We start from the raw sequence: 15,166 nt of genomic DNA, 5'->3' as shown, positions 1-15,166 counted from the left end.
CTTTTATGTTTTCTTCTTTTTAACTAGAAAACGTAAGCAACACCGACGTTTGCCGCCATATTAATGCCGCTTTCTAAGATTGGACTATTCTCGATATCGCCCTCTAGGTTGGTGTAACGAACGCCACCAGTTACTCGAACATTCGGCGTTACATGTAAGTAACCACCTAAACCAATAAAGTATTGGCCATCCCAGTCAGCATCGAATTCGTTTAGATTCGTTCTTGCAGCTTCCGCTGAGCTCACACCGTACAAGTGGTTATTCAAGCGTTCACTGTTGTAAGCGTAACCAATCGAAGGCGTAATCGCCCAGCCATTGCGGCGAATAGGTAGGCGCCAAGCCGCTTCAGCGTAAATACCGTTATGTCTAAAACCTAAGTCGGAGCCCGCTGTTGCTTCAAACATACCCACCAGCGTAATCACTTGATAGCTAACACCACCTAATACCGAAGCTTTACGTTCATCTAGTTTTTGAATGTCCACATTGTCTGAGTCACCTGGCTTTAATGTTCTTGGATCATAAACCGCTCGAAACACAATATTCTGAGGTGAGCCGGCTGGTAACAAACGATAGCCTGCGCTAAATCCACGCATGAAAAAGTGTTCGCCTTCGTAACCAATCATAGGAATGACTGCGCGATTTGATGGCGTGTCTTTGTACACAGCAGGAGAATAAGAAGCAGCCACACCCAATGACCATTGTGATATTTTTGCGTGCGTAGCGGTCGCCATGAACATTGTTGTTCCAACAATGGCGATTTTTAACCAAAGACTCTTCACTGTTTCTACCTATTTTTTAAGCGATTTCTGATAACGCCGCGCATTATATGGTACTTCATTCCATAAAATCAATAGAGCTCAGTTATACATCTAATACACATAAATCCAGTGTGAGAATTATTAAGCGACCTAAAATCACAAAACAAACGGCTAGATCTGCTCGAATGTAAAATAATTTGATTCTACACGCCTCAAGTTGCCTATTGCGCTCGCTACGTTTTTCACACGCAAAATTGTAAATAAATACATAATTGTTAAGCAAAATTGTGGAAGCGGGTCTAACCTTAAAATGTAGGGAGAGCCTATTTTTCAATCGCTCGTCAGTTTTAACTGGTTAACAAGGGGAATGTGACTATGAGTATTTTTGACCACTATCAATCACGTTATGAAGCAGCCAAGGAAGAAGAGCTGACATTGCAAGAGTTCTTAGCGCTGTGTAAAGACGATAAAAGTGCTTACGCGAATGCTGCCGAGCGCTTACTACTAGCCATTGGCGAACCGGAGGTCATTGACACAGCTCAAGACCCTCAACTAAGTCGTATTTTCTCTAACCGTGTCATCTCACGCTACAGCGAATTTAAAGATTTCTACGGTATGGAAGATGCGATTGAACAGATTGTTTCTTACTTAAAACATGCTGCGCAAGGTTTAGAAGAACGTAAACAAATCCTTTACTTACTTGGCCCTGTGGGCGGTGGTAAATCATCTCTTGCTGAAAAACTCAAAGCCCTGATGCAGAAATTACCAATCTATGTATTGTCTGCTGACGGCGAACGAAGCCCAGTAAACGATCACCCATTTTGTCTATTCGATGTAAACGAAGACGGCGACTTATTGAAGAACGAATACGGTATTGAGAAACGCTATCTTCGCTCAATTATGTCTCCGTGGGCAGCGAAACGACTGCACGATTTTGGCGGTGATATTTCCAAATTCAAAGTCATCAAACTGCGCCCTTCTATCCTCGATCAAGTTGCGATCGCGAAAACAGAGCCTGGTGATGAAAACAACCAAGATATCTCATCTCTTGTTGGTAAAGTAGATATTCGTAAACTTGAGCACTTCTCTCAAGATGATCCTGATGCCTACAGCTACTCTGGTGCGCTATGTAAAGCTAACCAAGGTGTTATGGAATTCGTGGAGATGTTTAAAGCGCCAATCAAGGTATTACACCCACTACTAACGGCCACACAAGAAGGTAACTTCAACGGTACCGAAGGGCTTTCTGCACTGCCATTTGACGGCATGATTCTGGCTCACTCGAACGAATCCGAGTGGCAGACCTTCCGTAACAACAAAAACAACGAAGCCTTCCTCGACCGTGTGTACATTGTAAAAGTCCCTTACTGTCTACGCGTCTCTGAAGAAGTTAAGATCTACCAAAAACTGCTTGAGCACAGTGAGCTATCCAAAGCCCCTTGTTCGCCAAGCACACTCGATCTGCTATCGCAATTCAGTATCTTATCTAGACTGAAAGAGCCTGAGAACTCGTCTCTGTTCTCAAAAATGCGGGTTTACGATGGTGAGACTCTAAAAGACACCGATCCAAAAGCGAAGAGCTACCAAGAGTACCGAGATTATGCTGGTGTTGACGAAGGAATGTCTGGGCTATCAACGCGTTTCGCCTTTAAGATTCTGTCTCGAGTATTCAACTTCGACCAAGCCGAAGTGGCCGCAAACCCAGTGCATCTTTTCTACGTGATTGAGCAGCAAATCGAACGAGAGCAATTCCCTCAAGAGACCGCTGAGAAGTACCTAGAGTTCTTGAAAGGATACCTAGTGCCACGCTACGTAGAGTTCATTGGTAAAGAGATTCAGACCGCTTACCTAGAGTCTTACTCTGAGTACGGACAGAATATCTTCGACCGTTACGTAACCTATGCTGATTTCTGGATTCAAGACCAAGAGTACCGCGATCCAGAAACAGGCCAGCTATTTGACCGTGCTTCTCTAAATGGTGAACTCGAGAAAATCGAGAAAACAGCAGGTATCAGTAACCCTAAAGACTTCCGAAATGAGATTGTGAACTTTGTGCTTCGTGCCAAAGCAAACAATAACGGTCAAAACCCAGTTTGGACAAGCTACGAGAAACTGCGCACTGTGATTGAGAAGAAAATGTTCTCTAACACAGAAGAGCTGCTTCCTGTTATTTCGTTCAATGCTAAGACCTCAACGGATGATCAGAAAAAACACGACGACTTCGTTGCTCGTATGATGGAAAAAGGCTACACCGAGAAACAAGTTAGACTGCTATCTGAGTGGTATCTAAGAGTTCGTAAATCCTCATAAACCAAACTGTATTGAGCTGCTCACGTGAGCAGCTCGTACAAACCAATAACTCTTATATCCTAATAACTCTTATACACTAATAAAAAGTAGGATCGTGACATCAGCTGAGAGGGAGTTCTTATGGCACAATTTATCGATCGGAGGCTCAATGGCAAGAATAAGAGTGCTGTAAATAGACAGCGATTCTTACGACGCCATAAAGAGCAAATCAAAGAATCTGTGGCCGATGCAGTCAACCGACGTTCAATCACCAATACTGAAACTGGTGAAGACGTTACTATTCCTCATAAAGACATCAAAGAGCCAAGCTTTCACCAAGGTCAAGGCGGCGTAAGAGAACGTGTTCACCCTGGTAATGATCAGTTCATCACTGGCGACAAAATTGAGCGTCCTAAAGGTGGCGGTCAAGGTGGTGGTTCTGGCCAAGGCGATGCAAGCCCTGATGGCGAAGGCCAAGATGAATTTACCTTCCAAATTTCAAAAGATGAGTATCTTGATATTCTCTTTGAAGATTTAGCTCTGCCTAATCTAGAGAAAAATCAGGTCAACAAAATCACCGAATGGAAAACCCACCGCTCTGGTTACCAAAGTGCGGGGATTCCATCCAACATCGCTATTGTTCGTTCACTGCAGCAATCTCTAGCTCGTAGAACCGCGATGACAGCAGGTAAAAAGCGCGAGCTTAACCTACTGATGGAGCAACTTGACCAAGTTAAAATGACGGAACCGGCACAACCCTTCGAAGAAAGTCGCTTAAAAGAAGAGATTGCCGAGCTACGCAAAAAAATTGAAAACGTGCCATTCATTGATACCTTCGACTTACGTTTTAAAAACTATGAGAAGCGCCCTATTCCATCTAGCCAAGCGGTAATGTTCTGCTTGATGGATGTGTCCGGCTCAATGGACCAAGCTACCAAAGACATCGCAAAACGCTTCTACGTGCTGCTTTATCTGTTCCTAAACCGCACCTACGAAAACGTCGATGTTGTGTTTATTCGTCACCATACTCAGGCTAAAGAAGTCGACGAGCATGAGTTTTTCTACTCCCAAGAAACCGGTGGCACCATCGTTTCTAGTGCACTGAAACTAATGAAAGAAATAGTTGCAGATCGCTACCCAGCTAATGAGTGGAACATCTATGCAGCACAAGCCTCTGATGGCGATAACTGGGCTGATGACTCTCCTCGTTGTAAAGAGCTGCTGGTGAATACGCTTCTGCCAACTTGCCAATATTACTCTTACATCGAAATAACACGCCGCTCTCATCAAACGCTTTGGCACGAATACGAAAAACTCGAGAGTAGCTTCGACAACTTCGCAATGAAAAACATTAAGACGGTGGATGATATTTTTCCTGTGTTTAGAGAACTGTTCCAGAAAGAGACAGCGTAAGGGGGCTTACCATGACAGCGAAATCAAACGTTGCAGAGAAATCAAACATTGCCGATAGAGACAAGGCTACACAGAAAAAAAACGACAAGATGCTGCCTGATGGTCCAGATTGGACGTTCAACCTATTGGAGAAATATCACGTCGAAATTAAGCGTGTGGCGCAGCATTACCGTTTAGATACTTATCCGAACCAAATTGAAGTGATTACTTCAGAGCAGATGATGGATGCATACTCAAGCATTGGTATGCCTATCAATTACAACCACTGGTCTTTTGGTAAAAAATTCATTCAAACCGAGCAAAACTACAAGCATGGCCAAATGGGCTTAGCCTACGAAATTGTGATCAATTCAGATCCTTGTATCGCTTATCTGATGGAAGAAAACACGGTAACGATGCAGGCTCTGGTAATGGCTCACGCTTGCTACGGCCACAACTCTTTCTTTAAAGGCAACTACCTGTTTCAAACCTGGACAGACGCCGGTTCCATCATCGATTACTTGCTGTTCGCTAAGAAGTATATCAGTGGTTGTGAAGAGAAATATGGCGTCGCTGAGGTTGAGCAGCTCCTTGATTCTTGCCATGCATTAATGAATTACGGCGTAGACCGATACAAACGTCCTGAGAAGATTTCCATTGCTGAAGAAACCGCAAGGCAGGAAGAGCGAGAGGCTTACCTACAATCTCAAGTCAATGAGCTGTGGAGAACTGTGCCTAAAAATCAAGACAAGGAAAAAGAAACCAAAATCCGCTTTCCTAGCGAGCCTCAAGAGAACATTCTTTACTTTATCGAGAAGAACGCACCACTGCTTGAACCTTGGCAGCGTGAGTGTGTTCGTATCGTTCGCAAGGTAAGCCAGTACTTCTACCCTCAGAAACAAACTCAAGTCATGAACGAAGGCTGGGCAACCTTCTGGCATTACACCATTCTTAACCATCTTTATGATGAAGGCTTGGTGAGTGATAAGTTCATCTTAGAGTTCCTGCACAGCCATACCAGTGTAGTCGCGCAACCTGCTTACAACAGTCCTTACTTCAGCGGGATAAACCCTTACGCACTTGGCTTCGCGATGTTTAGAGACATTCGACGCATTTGTGAAGAGCCAACCGATGAAGACAAAGAGTGGTTCCCAGAGCTGGCAGGAAGTGATTGGTTAGAGGCGGTGCACTTTGCAATGCACAACTTCAAAGATGAAAGCTTTATTAGCCAATATCTTTCTCCAAAGATCATTCGTGACTTTAAGCTGTTTTCAGTGCTTGATGATGACCGAAAAAACACCATTGAAGTGAGTGCTATACATGATGACCCGGGCTATCGCCTGATTCGTGAGAAGCTTGCGGCGCAATACAACCTAAGTAACCTTGAACCAAACATTCAGGTGTTTAACGTCGATGTTCGTGGTGACCGATCAATGACGCTGCAGTATGTGCCTCATGACCGTATCCCGCTTGATAAAGGCTACGACGAAGTGATGAAGCATCTCTATCGCTTGTGGGGCTTTGATGTGATTTTGGAAGAGCTCAAAGATACGGGTCATAGAGAGATTCTGACGACTTGTCCAAAACGTAATGACTATGGAGCCAAGATTTAATACCAATCGCAGTTCATCGGTGATGGCAATAAAACTCCGCTCCCCCTACACCATAGTGGTCAACCCGCTCGGAAGTGGAGCAATAAAAAAGCGCATAAGTCTGATGACTTATGCGCTTTCTTTTTAAGGCTCAAACGTCTTTAAATAGACGTGAGCCACTAAAACTAGAGCTAAAGCTAAATAAGCTTAAACAATCGGCTTTTGGCCGCGTTCAATCAGCTTCATCAGCACGCTGTCTGCAGATTTACCTGCCACACCCGCTAGTTTGTCTGACAGCTTTTTCTTCTGTACGTAGTGAATCGCTAGAACCGTTTTGTCCTTACATGCCGCTACGACTAAATCATCAGAAGTGCTGATCTCATCCACCAGCCCAAGCTCATGTGCTTGTGTACCAAACCAGTGTTCACCCGTTGCTACTTTTTCAAGATCGAGTGCTGGACGATGGTCACGAATGAAGTCTTTGAATAGGCCATGTGTCTCTTCTAACTCTTCTTTGAATTTCTCACGTGCTTTATCGCTGTTCTCACCAAACATGGTTAATGTACGTTTGTACTCACCTGCCGTTAGCTGTTCGAACTCGATATCGTGTTTCTTCAGCAGTTTATTGAAGTTTGGCAATTGAGCGATAACGCCAATAGAGCCAACAATAGCAAAAGGTGCAGATACGATTTTGTCTGCGATACATGCCATCATGTAACCGCCACTTGCTGCTACTTTGTCTACCGAGATAGTCAGAGGCAAACCTGCTGCTTTGATACGATCAAGTTGAGAGGACGCCAAGCCATAGCCGTGAACCATGCCACCGCCAGACTCAAGCTTAAGTAAGACTTCATCGCCTTCACGAGCCACAGCCAGAACCGCCGTTACCTCTTCACGTAATGAAGCTACTTCTTTTGCATCAATGCTGCCGTTAAAATCAAGAACGAATAGATGTGGTTCACGCTTGCTATCAAGCTCCCCCTCTTTCGCTGCTTTCTTTACTTCTTTACCGCGTGATTTTACTTTCTCTTTTTCTGCTTTCTTTTCTGCTTTATCACGGGCTTTGATGAAAGCATCGTCGTGTAGATGGTGCTCTAATTGTTCAATCGTCTGTTTATGGTGTTCAGATAGGTTCGTGATTTCCAGCTCACCTTTAATCGCGCTTGATTTCCCACCCACAGATTTAGCAATCACTAAAATTGCGATGATGGCGATTACAACGGTCGCAATCTTGGCTAAAAACAGGCCGTAGTCCAACAAAAATTCCAATGTCATATCCCCTATTGTATGAATTAGTGTATTGTAACCATCTTGTCACGATTACCAAGAATTTCTCATCATTCCTGCGGTTATCTGTGTGATTAAACATCAATGGAATGACGAACATAATAAAAGAAAGAAGGATAAGCACAGTGGATTACCCAATCTCTACAGATGCCCTCAAAGATAAAGTAATTTTGGTTACAGGTGCCGGTGCTGGCATTGGTCGCCAAGCTGCACTAAGCTTCGCTCAACATGGCGCAACTGTCATTCTGTTAGGCCGCAATGTAAAAAACCTAGAATTCATTTACGATGAAATCGAAAGCGCTGGTTACCCGCAGCCTGCAATTATCCCATTGGATTTAAAAGGCGCGACAAAACAGAACTACGTTGATATGGCTGAAACCATTGAATCGCAGTTCGGTCGTTTAGACGGTCTACTTCATAACGCTGGCGTTTTAGGTACTCTGAGCCCGTTTGAGCAGATTGATGAAGAAACCTTTGATGATGTTATGCAGATCAATCTGAAGTCTGAGTTCTTGATGACTCAAGCACTTTTACCTGCACTTAAGAAAGCGGAAGCGGGTCGTATCGTATTCACCTCTTCTACCGTTGGTCACTCTGGCCGTGCATTCTGGGGCACTTACGCGATTTCTAAGTTTGCTACCGAAGGTATGATGCAGATCTTAGCGGACGAGCTTGAAGACACAAACATCCGTGTTAACGCGATCAACCCAGGCGGCACGCAAACACGCATGCGTGCAAAAGCGTACCCAGGTGAAGATGCTAACAAGCTGAAAACGCCACTGGACATTATCCCACTGTACCTACACTTAATGAACCCAAGTGTGACAGACATTAATGGCCAATGTATCGACGCTCAACCTAAGTAGTTGATATTATAACCAATAACAAGAAGCCGCTTTAATCGCGGCTTTTTTTGTATCTAAATCAATCAACTAGCACTTACTTCCGCTAATTATCATCATTTTGCTTTGCATCTTTTTCATTGTTAAATATACTGTATAAATATACAGGTATTTAATTATGCATGAACTAATAAAAAACTTACAAGACCGCCAGTTAATCTGGAAAGGATTACAATCAACAACGCAAGGAAGTACCACTTCGACAGGCTATCCTCAATTGGATAAACAGCTTGATGGAGGCTTCCCAACGCACGGCGTTATTGAGGTTGAATCACAACAAGGGATCGGCGAACTTCGTCTACTCACACCCTATTTAGCTCAACAAAACTCACAGAAACTGGCCATTTTCATCAACCCACCAGGGAAGATCTGTGCCGAGTATTTCAACGACCAAAACATTCCACTAGAGAACATCCTAGTCATCCAACCTCAGCGTGATCTCGATGCATTGTGGGCCGCAGAGCAGTGCCTCAAAAGTGGTGCCTGCCATTCTGTTTTGCTATGGGGAGCGGATCTAGAAATTCACCAAACCAAGCGCCTGCAAGCAGCAAGCGAAACAGGCAAGTGTCTGCAATTTCATTTTAAAGCCACCAGCCATAATCAGTTATCCCTACCCGTTTCTTTAAGCATGAAGCTGTCTTCTCACGCCCAAGGGTTAAAGGTTGAAGTCACGAAAAGAAAAGGCAGTTGGTCGTATGGCAGCTTTATTCTGGACATGAGCCAGAACTGGCCGTTACTCACAGAAAAAGTCATCAATGAAAACAGTTCGACTCACGCTTTGTCTGATAACACGGTGCTGGCTTTCCCTATTGCGAAACAAGGCTAGCGGATGTTGTGGCTTTATCTGCACTTCTCATCGCTGCAGTTGGATACCTTATTTAACTCTAATGAATTGGGTTCGAACGAAGAAGCACACGAGCAACCTATTATCATCGTGGATGAAAAAGATCACCGTGTGCTGCAAGCTAACCAAGCTGCTCTGCAATCGAGAATTTCACTTGGTATGGGGCTAGGGTCTGCGGCGGCGCTTTGCCATAACTTACACGTCCACCCTTACAGTATTGAGCTAGAAAAAAGCAAGCTCAAAGAGATCGCTCAATGGGCGTATTTGGTCACTTCTGACATGGCGTTATTGCCACCCAATGGTTTGTTGATTAAAGCTTCTAATATGCTGTCACTTTACGATGGGCTAGATAACTACTGGCATGAACTCAAAAGTCATTTAGAAACGCTCAATATCCAGTTCAGCTTCGCGACGGGTTACTCGCCACTTTCTGCGATCCTTTTGGGCAAGCAATCCATCAACCAAGTCACTAATAATGTTGAGCAAATGAAAGCATGGGTTAATCAACAAGCATTAAGTTCCAGCGAGCTGCCAACTAAGCAAGTGGAGCGTCTGAACCGCGTCGGCATTAACTTAGTGGATGACCTATTGAAACTGCCTTTGCAAGATGTCGCACGTCGCTTTGATATCGATTTGGTGAATTATGTTGGTCGCCTTAACGGACAGTTCAAGCACCCGATTGATTTCTATCATCCACCGGAGAATTTTCAGCAATATCTCGAGCTATTGTTTGATATTGAAAACATCCTATTTATCGAAAAGCCGCTGCTGAAATTGTTGAATCAACTGGAATGCTTTTTGAAGCTACGTGACCGAGTAGCGTTTGAATTAACGCTGATTCTGCATCTTAGGGATAAAGACGATCATCCTGTCTCTTTCTATTCGGCACAAGGTGATTACCTTGCTGAAAAATGGGCAAGCCTTACCCATCTAACTTTAGAGTCACTAAAGCTCACAGCACCGGTTCAAGGACTGACTCTCTCTTTGATTCGTCATGGAGAACCGCAAGTCGCCTACCATGATCTTTTCGATGGCAATACAGGAACACTTGCCGCGTTAGATTTGATCTCATTACTGCAAGCTAAATTAGGGCAAGCCTGCATTCAAACACCGAAAATACAGCACGACCCAAGACCAGAGAAGGCCAACCAATATTTACTACCGACACTGGGGAATACGGTAAAAAAGGGACAAATTTCCCAAGATATCGCGCAACAAACTATGACAGCTTCCAACATCAACCAACAGCGAATCAGACCCAGTATTTTACTACCAGAGCCCGAAGCCTTAACCGAAAGCGTCACCTTATCTCAGGGCCCTGAGCGTATTGTTTCTGGGTGGTGGGATGGCGAAAAAATCATTCGTGACTACTTTATTGCTCACAGTGAAAACGGTCGATGGCTATGGGTCTTTAGAACGCCAAATAAACAGTGGTTTTTGCACGGCTTATTTAGCTAGCCTGTAAGAAAGTAAGTCAGTAAGACAATTTAGTCGCTCACTCCGTACGACTTACTGACAATTTCAACGTCCCTTTTCAATCATGTTCATCCGCAATGGTTAAGTGAGATTACGTTATGTCTCAGCAATACTCAGAGCTCTTCTGCCAAAGTAATTACTCCTTTCTAGAGGGAGCTTCGCATGCGGAAGAGCTTGTTTTACAGGCCGACTTTTTACGCTACAAAGCACTCGCTGTTACTGATGAGTGCTCGGTCGCGGGCATCGTGAAAGTCCACTCTGCAATCAAGCAACATAAACTGTCGCTCAAGCAAATTGTCGGGAGCATGTTTTGGTTAAATGAAGAATGCCAAGTGGTTTTACTATGCCCAAATAGACAAGCCTATGCCGAGCTGTGCCGCATTATTACCAATGCGAGACGTCGTAGCAGCAAAGGGCATTATCAGCTCTCTGAGTGGGATATTATGTCGGCTAAGCACTGCTTCATCCTGTGGCTACCTCAGCAAAAAAATGAAGACGCGCATTGGGGACAATGGCTTTCTCAACATCATTCCGGTCGGTTGTGGATTGGCTTACAACGACACCTCAAACAGACCGACCAACAATACACGGATTACTGCATTGAGCTGTCACAGCATCACCACCTGCCGATTACAGCTTGTGGTGGCGTGTTAATGCACAATGCTAATCGCTTGCCCTTACAGCACTCACTCACCGCGATTAAATATCAAAAACCAGTGACCGAAGTTGGCGGTCACTTACTGGCGAATGCCGAGCGCTGTTTGCGAAGCATCAATAAGCTCTCTCATATCTTCAAAGCGGAGTGGCTAGAAGAGAGCAACCGAATTTCTGAACTGTGCGAATTTGACTTAGGTAGTCTACGTTACGAATACCCAAGTGAGTTGATTCCTCAGGGTGAGACGCCCATGAGCTATCTACGTATGTTGGTTGAAAAAGGAAAACAGGCTCGCTTTCCACAAGGTGTCCCTGACGACATCCAACAGATCATAGATAAAGAATTGGGGTTAATTGGCGAGCTCGACTACCCTTTCTTTTTTCTCACCATCCACGACATCGTGATGTTTGCCAAAAACCAAGGTATTCTTTACCAAGGTCGAGGTTCAGCGGCCAACTCCGTGGTCTGTTATTGCTTAGAAATCACCTCTGTCGACCCAAGACAAATCTCGGTACTGTTTGAGCGTTTCATCAGTAAAGAGCGCGATGAGCCGCCTGATATTGATGTCGATTTTGAGCATGAACGCCGAGAAGAGGTTATTCAATATATCTACCAAAAATACGGTAGAGAACGTGCTGCACTGGCTGCAACGGTCATTTCTTATCGCTTTAAAAGTGCAGTAAGAGATGTCGGTAAAGCATTAGGGCTACAAGAAACTCAGCTCGATTACTTCATCAAAAACACCAATCGCAGAGACAAAAGCTTAGGTTGGCAGGCTCAGTTAACTCAATTAGGACTACAACCTGATTCTTTGAAGGGGCAACAATTTATCCATTTGGTCAATGAGATCATCGGCTTTCCACGCCACCTATCTCAACACGTCGGTGGCTTTGTCATATCCTCAGGACCTCTGTATGAACTGGTTCCCGTCGAGAATGCCGCAATGCACGACCGAACCATTATTCAATGGGATAAGAATGATCTAGAAACCTTAGGCTTGCTGAAAGTTGATGTGCTCGCGCTTGGTATGCTCTCTGCAATTCGTAAATGTTTCGACCTGATCAAACGTATTCATGGGCGATCACTGACAATTGCGGAGATCACTCGCCTTAAGGACGATCCTCAGGTTTATGGCATGATTCAGCGAGCAGACACGGTCGGGATATTCCAAATTGAGTCACGTGCACAAATGAGCATGCTACCAAGGCTTAGGCCAAAGGCTTATTACGACTTGGTGATTCAAATCGCTATCGTACGCCCTGGTCCTATTCAGGGCGATATGGTTCATCCGTTTCTCAAGCGTCGAGATGGCATTGAGCCAATCAGTTATCCATCTAAAGATGTGGAGTCGGTACTGTCGCGCACCTTAGGTGTTCCTATCTTCCAAGAGCAAGTGATCAAACTCGCGATGGTAGCTGCAGGATTTACTGGTGGTGAAGCAGATCAACTCAGACGAGCGATGGCCGCTTGGAAGAAAAATGGCAACGTATTTAAGTTCAAAACCAAACTCATCGAAGGCATGCAAAAGCGAGGCTACGAAACCGAGTTTGCCGAACAAATATTTAAACAGATATGTGGCTTTGGTGAATACGGTTTCCCTGAAAGCCACTCGGCTTCCTTTGCGGTATTAGCCTATTGTTCAGCTTGGTTGAAATGCTACTACCCAGAGTGCTTCTATGCTTCTTTGTTGAATAGCCAACCCATGGGCTTTTATAGTCCATCGCAGTTGGTTCAAGATGCACAGCGACACAATGTGACGATACTTCCGGTATGTGTGAACGCTTCTCAAAACGACCACACGGTTGTCTCTCAACAGAATAGTTTAGCGATTCGATTAGGGCTGCGACAAATCAAAGGTTTGAGTGAACACGGTATCCAGAGCGTACTTGCCAATCGTCCGCATTCTGGTTATCACCATCCTAGCCAAGTAAAACAGCTATCGATGAATAAGAAGGACATAGAGCTACTCGCATCAGCCAACGCGCTACACAACGTTTCAGGAGACCGTTTCCAGACGCGCTGGGCGATAATGGATTCCGCTTCTGACCTACCTCTGTTTAGCCAAGTCTATGACGAGACTAAGGATGGTCATGGCGAACACACACTGCACAAACCCAATGAGATGCAGGATTTACTTGAGGACTTTACCAGTGTCGGTATCTCATTAAATAAGCACCCTATAACCTTACTAGAAGAAGCGGGGCGATTAGGTCGATTCACACATATGAAAGATTTAATACAACAAAGACACAAATCTATGGTCACCGTTGTCGGATTAGTCACAGGCAAACAATCACCGGGAACCGCGGCAGGTGTCACCTTTGTCACGCTGGAGGATAGTACTGGCAATATTAATGTCGTGGTATGGGGAGCAACCGCGCGCGCTCAACAGCAAGCTTATCTGACAGCCAAAGCGTTAAAGGTACAAGGGATATTAGAAAAAGAAGGAGAAGTCGTGCATGTTATTGCGGGGAAACTTATCGATATTACCGGTGAAATTGTTGGCTTGAAAACCAAATCTCGGGATTTTCATTAGCGAAGTACCAACTGTTCTCAATAGGTCACTGGTTAAGGAGGAACGAGAGAAAGAGCAACGAAAAAGGGAAGCATCCGCTTCCCTTCGATTCCAATTGTTGAGTTATGACTCAACTTCAGCTTCCGTACGTCTTTTCTTAAATTCCCTATACAGTAATAAGCTCAAAGTCATGACAACTTTAGACGTTAACCATATCATTAAGAGGAACTACCTTAGATTGTGTGTGAAAAGTTACGCTAGTAGTTGAGCATATTTCGTTAAGAAAAATATGCTGCGTGAATATTAGCAAACGTTTTCTATAAGGTCACTCAAAACAAACCGTACTACAGCATTAATTATAAAATCTGACGCATTCGCTCTTGAGTCACTTCAACCAAGAGATCCGGCTGGAACTTGGAAATAAAGCGGTTACACCCTACTTTCTCAACCATAGCTTCATTAAAACTTCCACTTAATGAAGTATTTAGCGTAATAAACAGGTCATGCATTCTAGGGTCAGTACGTACTTCGTGTGTCAGCTTATAGCCGTCCATTTCAGGCATTTCAGCATCGGTGATCATCAACAATATTTCTTGATTGATGTCTTTGCCTTCATCACACCAGCCCTTAAGTAAGGTCAGTGCTTCTAAGCCATCACAACACTCAATAATGTTCAAACCCAACTGCGACAAGGTACCTTTGATTTGGTTACGCGCTGTTGAAGAGTCATCAACGATAAGCACATTACGTCCTATCATCTCCTGAGCTAATTGTTCGTCTAAAACGCCTTCAGAGATCGAGACATCGTAATCAATGATCTCAGCCAACACTTTCTCAACATCGATGATCTCAACAATCTTGTGCTGCTCTTCTTCTTGAATATGCGTGATAGCGGTTAGGTAGTTTGCACGGCCTGTTGTCTTTGGCGGCGGTTGAATTTCTGTCCATGTCGTGTTCACGATATTACGAACTTGTCCAACCAAGAAACCTTGTACGGTTCGGTTGTATTCCGTAATAATTAGGTTGCTCTCTTGAGATTCCGCACGAGATGGCGGAAAGCCAATGGCACTTCGCAAATCAATAACAGGCACCGATTCACCACGTAAAGAAGCCACACCCGTAATATGATGGTGAGAGCCAGGTAAGCGAGTGAGCACTGGCACTTTTAGGACTTCTTTCACTTTAAATACGTTAATCGCAAATAGTTGACGACTGTTTAAGCTGAATAACAAGAGCTCCAGACGATTTTCACCGACCAGTTTGGTTCTCTGATCAACCGAATTTAAAACGCCAGACATACAACACCTTAGTGACAAATAATAACTGTGGCTACAATAGCCTACTTCAATAGGTTAAAGCAAAGCGCCAATGCACAGAATGCTTAAACTAAGTACAACAAATGATGTTATACAAAGCTTAAGTACATGGAAAGGTTCAGGGTAAGGCTACAAGACGA

At 44.2% G+C, this 15,166-nt stretch carries 10 protein-coding genes; 7 read left to right on the top strand and 3 right to left on the bottom strand.

What is annotated here, in order from left to right:
- Nucleotides 1-23: 23 nt before the first annotated feature.
- Nucleotides 24-737, bottom strand: coding sequence for a MipA/OmpV family protein (locus AB8613_RS14085; protein WP_128162605.1), 714 nt, complete (start codon nucleotides 735-737; stop codon nucleotides 24-26).
- A 396-nt stretch (nucleotides 738-1,133) separates the two neighbouring features.
- On the opposite strand from AB8613_RS14085, the gene AB8613_RS14080 reads away from it, so the two are divergent.
- From AB8613_RS14080 to AB8613_RS14070, 3 genes are all read left to right on the top strand, one after another.
- Nucleotides 1,134-3,068, top strand: coding sequence for a PrkA family serine protein kinase (locus AB8613_RS14080; RefSeq protein WP_065676845.1), 1,935 nt, complete (start codon nucleotides 1,134-1,136; stop codon nucleotides 3,066-3,068).
- Nucleotides 3,069-3,188: 120 nt separating this feature from the next.
- Nucleotides 3,189-4,460 (top strand): YeaH/YhbH family protein, encoded by a 1,272-nt coding sequence (locus AB8613_RS14075; RefSeq protein ID WP_065676844.1) that lies wholly within the window; start codon nucleotides 3,189-3,191, stop codon nucleotides 4,458-4,460.
- An 11-nt stretch (nucleotides 4,461-4,471) separates the two neighbouring features.
- Nucleotides 4,472-6,052, top strand: a complete 1,581-nt coding sequence (locus tag AB8613_RS14070; RefSeq protein ID WP_285953224.1) for a SpoVR family protein — start codon at nucleotides 4,472-4,474, stop codon at nucleotides 6,050-6,052.
- A 186-nt stretch (nucleotides 6,053-6,238) separates the two neighbouring features.
- Here AB8613_RS14070 and sohB read toward each other — a convergent pair whose 3' ends face one another.
- A complete protein-coding gene (gene sohB / locus AB8613_RS14065; protein ID WP_009849001.1) occupies nucleotides 6,239-7,300 on the bottom strand; it encodes a protease SohB in 1,062 nt (353 codons plus the stop codon).
- 143 nt (nucleotides 7,301-7,443) lie between these two features.
- Between sohB and AB8613_RS14060 the strand changes: the two genes are divergently transcribed.
- From AB8613_RS14060 to AB8613_RS14045, 4 genes are all read left to right on the top strand, one after another.
- Complete coding sequence (locus tag AB8613_RS14060; RefSeq protein ID WP_146492209.1) at nucleotides 7,444-8,184, top strand: YciK family oxidoreductase; 741 nt, start codon at nucleotides 7,444-7,446, stop codon at nucleotides 8,182-8,184.
- Between the two features lie 154 nt (nucleotides 8,185-8,338).
- Nucleotides 8,339-9,046 (top strand): translesion DNA synthesis-associated protein ImuA, encoded by a 708-nt coding sequence (imuA, locus tag AB8613_RS14055; RefSeq protein WP_372383978.1) that lies wholly within the window; start codon nucleotides 8,339-8,341, stop codon nucleotides 9,044-9,046.
- 3 nt (nucleotides 9,047-9,049) lie between these two features.
- Nucleotides 9,050-10,522 (top strand): DNA polymerase Y family protein, encoded by a 1,473-nt coding sequence (locus AB8613_RS14050; protein ID WP_372383977.1) that lies wholly within the window; start codon nucleotides 9,050-9,052, stop codon nucleotides 10,520-10,522.
- Between the two features lie 116 nt (nucleotides 10,523-10,638).
- A complete protein-coding gene (locus tag AB8613_RS14045) occupies nucleotides 10,639-13,731 on the top strand; it encodes an error-prone DNA polymerase (RefSeq protein WP_372383976.1) in 3,093 nt (1,030 codons plus the stop codon).
- 335 nt (nucleotides 13,732-14,066) lie between these two features.
- Here the strand turns inward: AB8613_RS14045 and AB8613_RS14040 are convergent, their stop codons facing one another.
- Complete coding sequence (locus AB8613_RS14040) at nucleotides 14,067-15,008, bottom strand: chemotaxis protein CheV (protein WP_017062139.1); 942 nt, start codon at nucleotides 15,006-15,008, stop codon at nucleotides 14,067-14,069.
- Nucleotides 15,009-15,166 lie beyond the last annotated feature (158 nt).

This window comes from Vibrio sp. BS-M-Sm-2 (genome assembly GCF_041504345.1).
GTDB lineage: Bacteria > Pseudomonadota > Gammaproteobacteria > Enterobacterales > Vibrionaceae > Vibrio > Vibrio satsumensis.
The sequence above is the reverse complement of the archived record's forward strand: the minus strand, read 5'-3'. Positions and strand labels throughout refer to the sequence as shown.

Bases quoted from the DNA above. Each gene is read 5' to 3' on its own strand.
- AB8613_RS14050 (WP_372383977.1), top strand. From the start codon at position 9,050: ATGTTGTGGCTTTATCTGCACTTCTCATCGCTGCAGTTGGATACCTTA.
- AB8613_RS14075 (WP_065676844.1), top strand. From the start codon at position 3,189: ATGGCACAATTTATCGATCGGAGGCTCAATGGCAAGAATAAGAGTGCT.
- imuA (WP_372383978.1), top strand. From the start codon at position 8,339: ATGCATGAACTAATAAAAAACTTACAAGACCGCCAGTTAATCTGGAAA.
- AB8613_RS14080 (WP_065676845.1), top strand. From the start codon at position 1,134: ATGAGTATTTTTGACCACTATCAATCACGTTATGAAGCAGCCAAGGAA.
- AB8613_RS14045 (WP_372383976.1), top strand. From the start codon at position 10,639: ATGTCTCAGCAATACTCAGAGCTCTTCTGCCAAAGTAATTACTCCTTT.
- AB8613_RS14085 (WP_128162605.1), bottom strand. From the start codon at position 737: ATGTTCATGGCGACCGCTACGCACGCAAAAATATCACAATGGTCATTG.
- AB8613_RS14040 (WP_017062139.1), bottom strand. From the start codon at position 15,008: ATGTCTGGCGTTTTAAATTCGGTTGATCAGAGAACCAAACTGGTCGGT.
- AB8613_RS14070 (WP_285953224.1), top strand. From the start codon at position 4,472: ATGACAGCGAAATCAAACGTTGCAGAGAAATCAAACATTGCCGATAGA.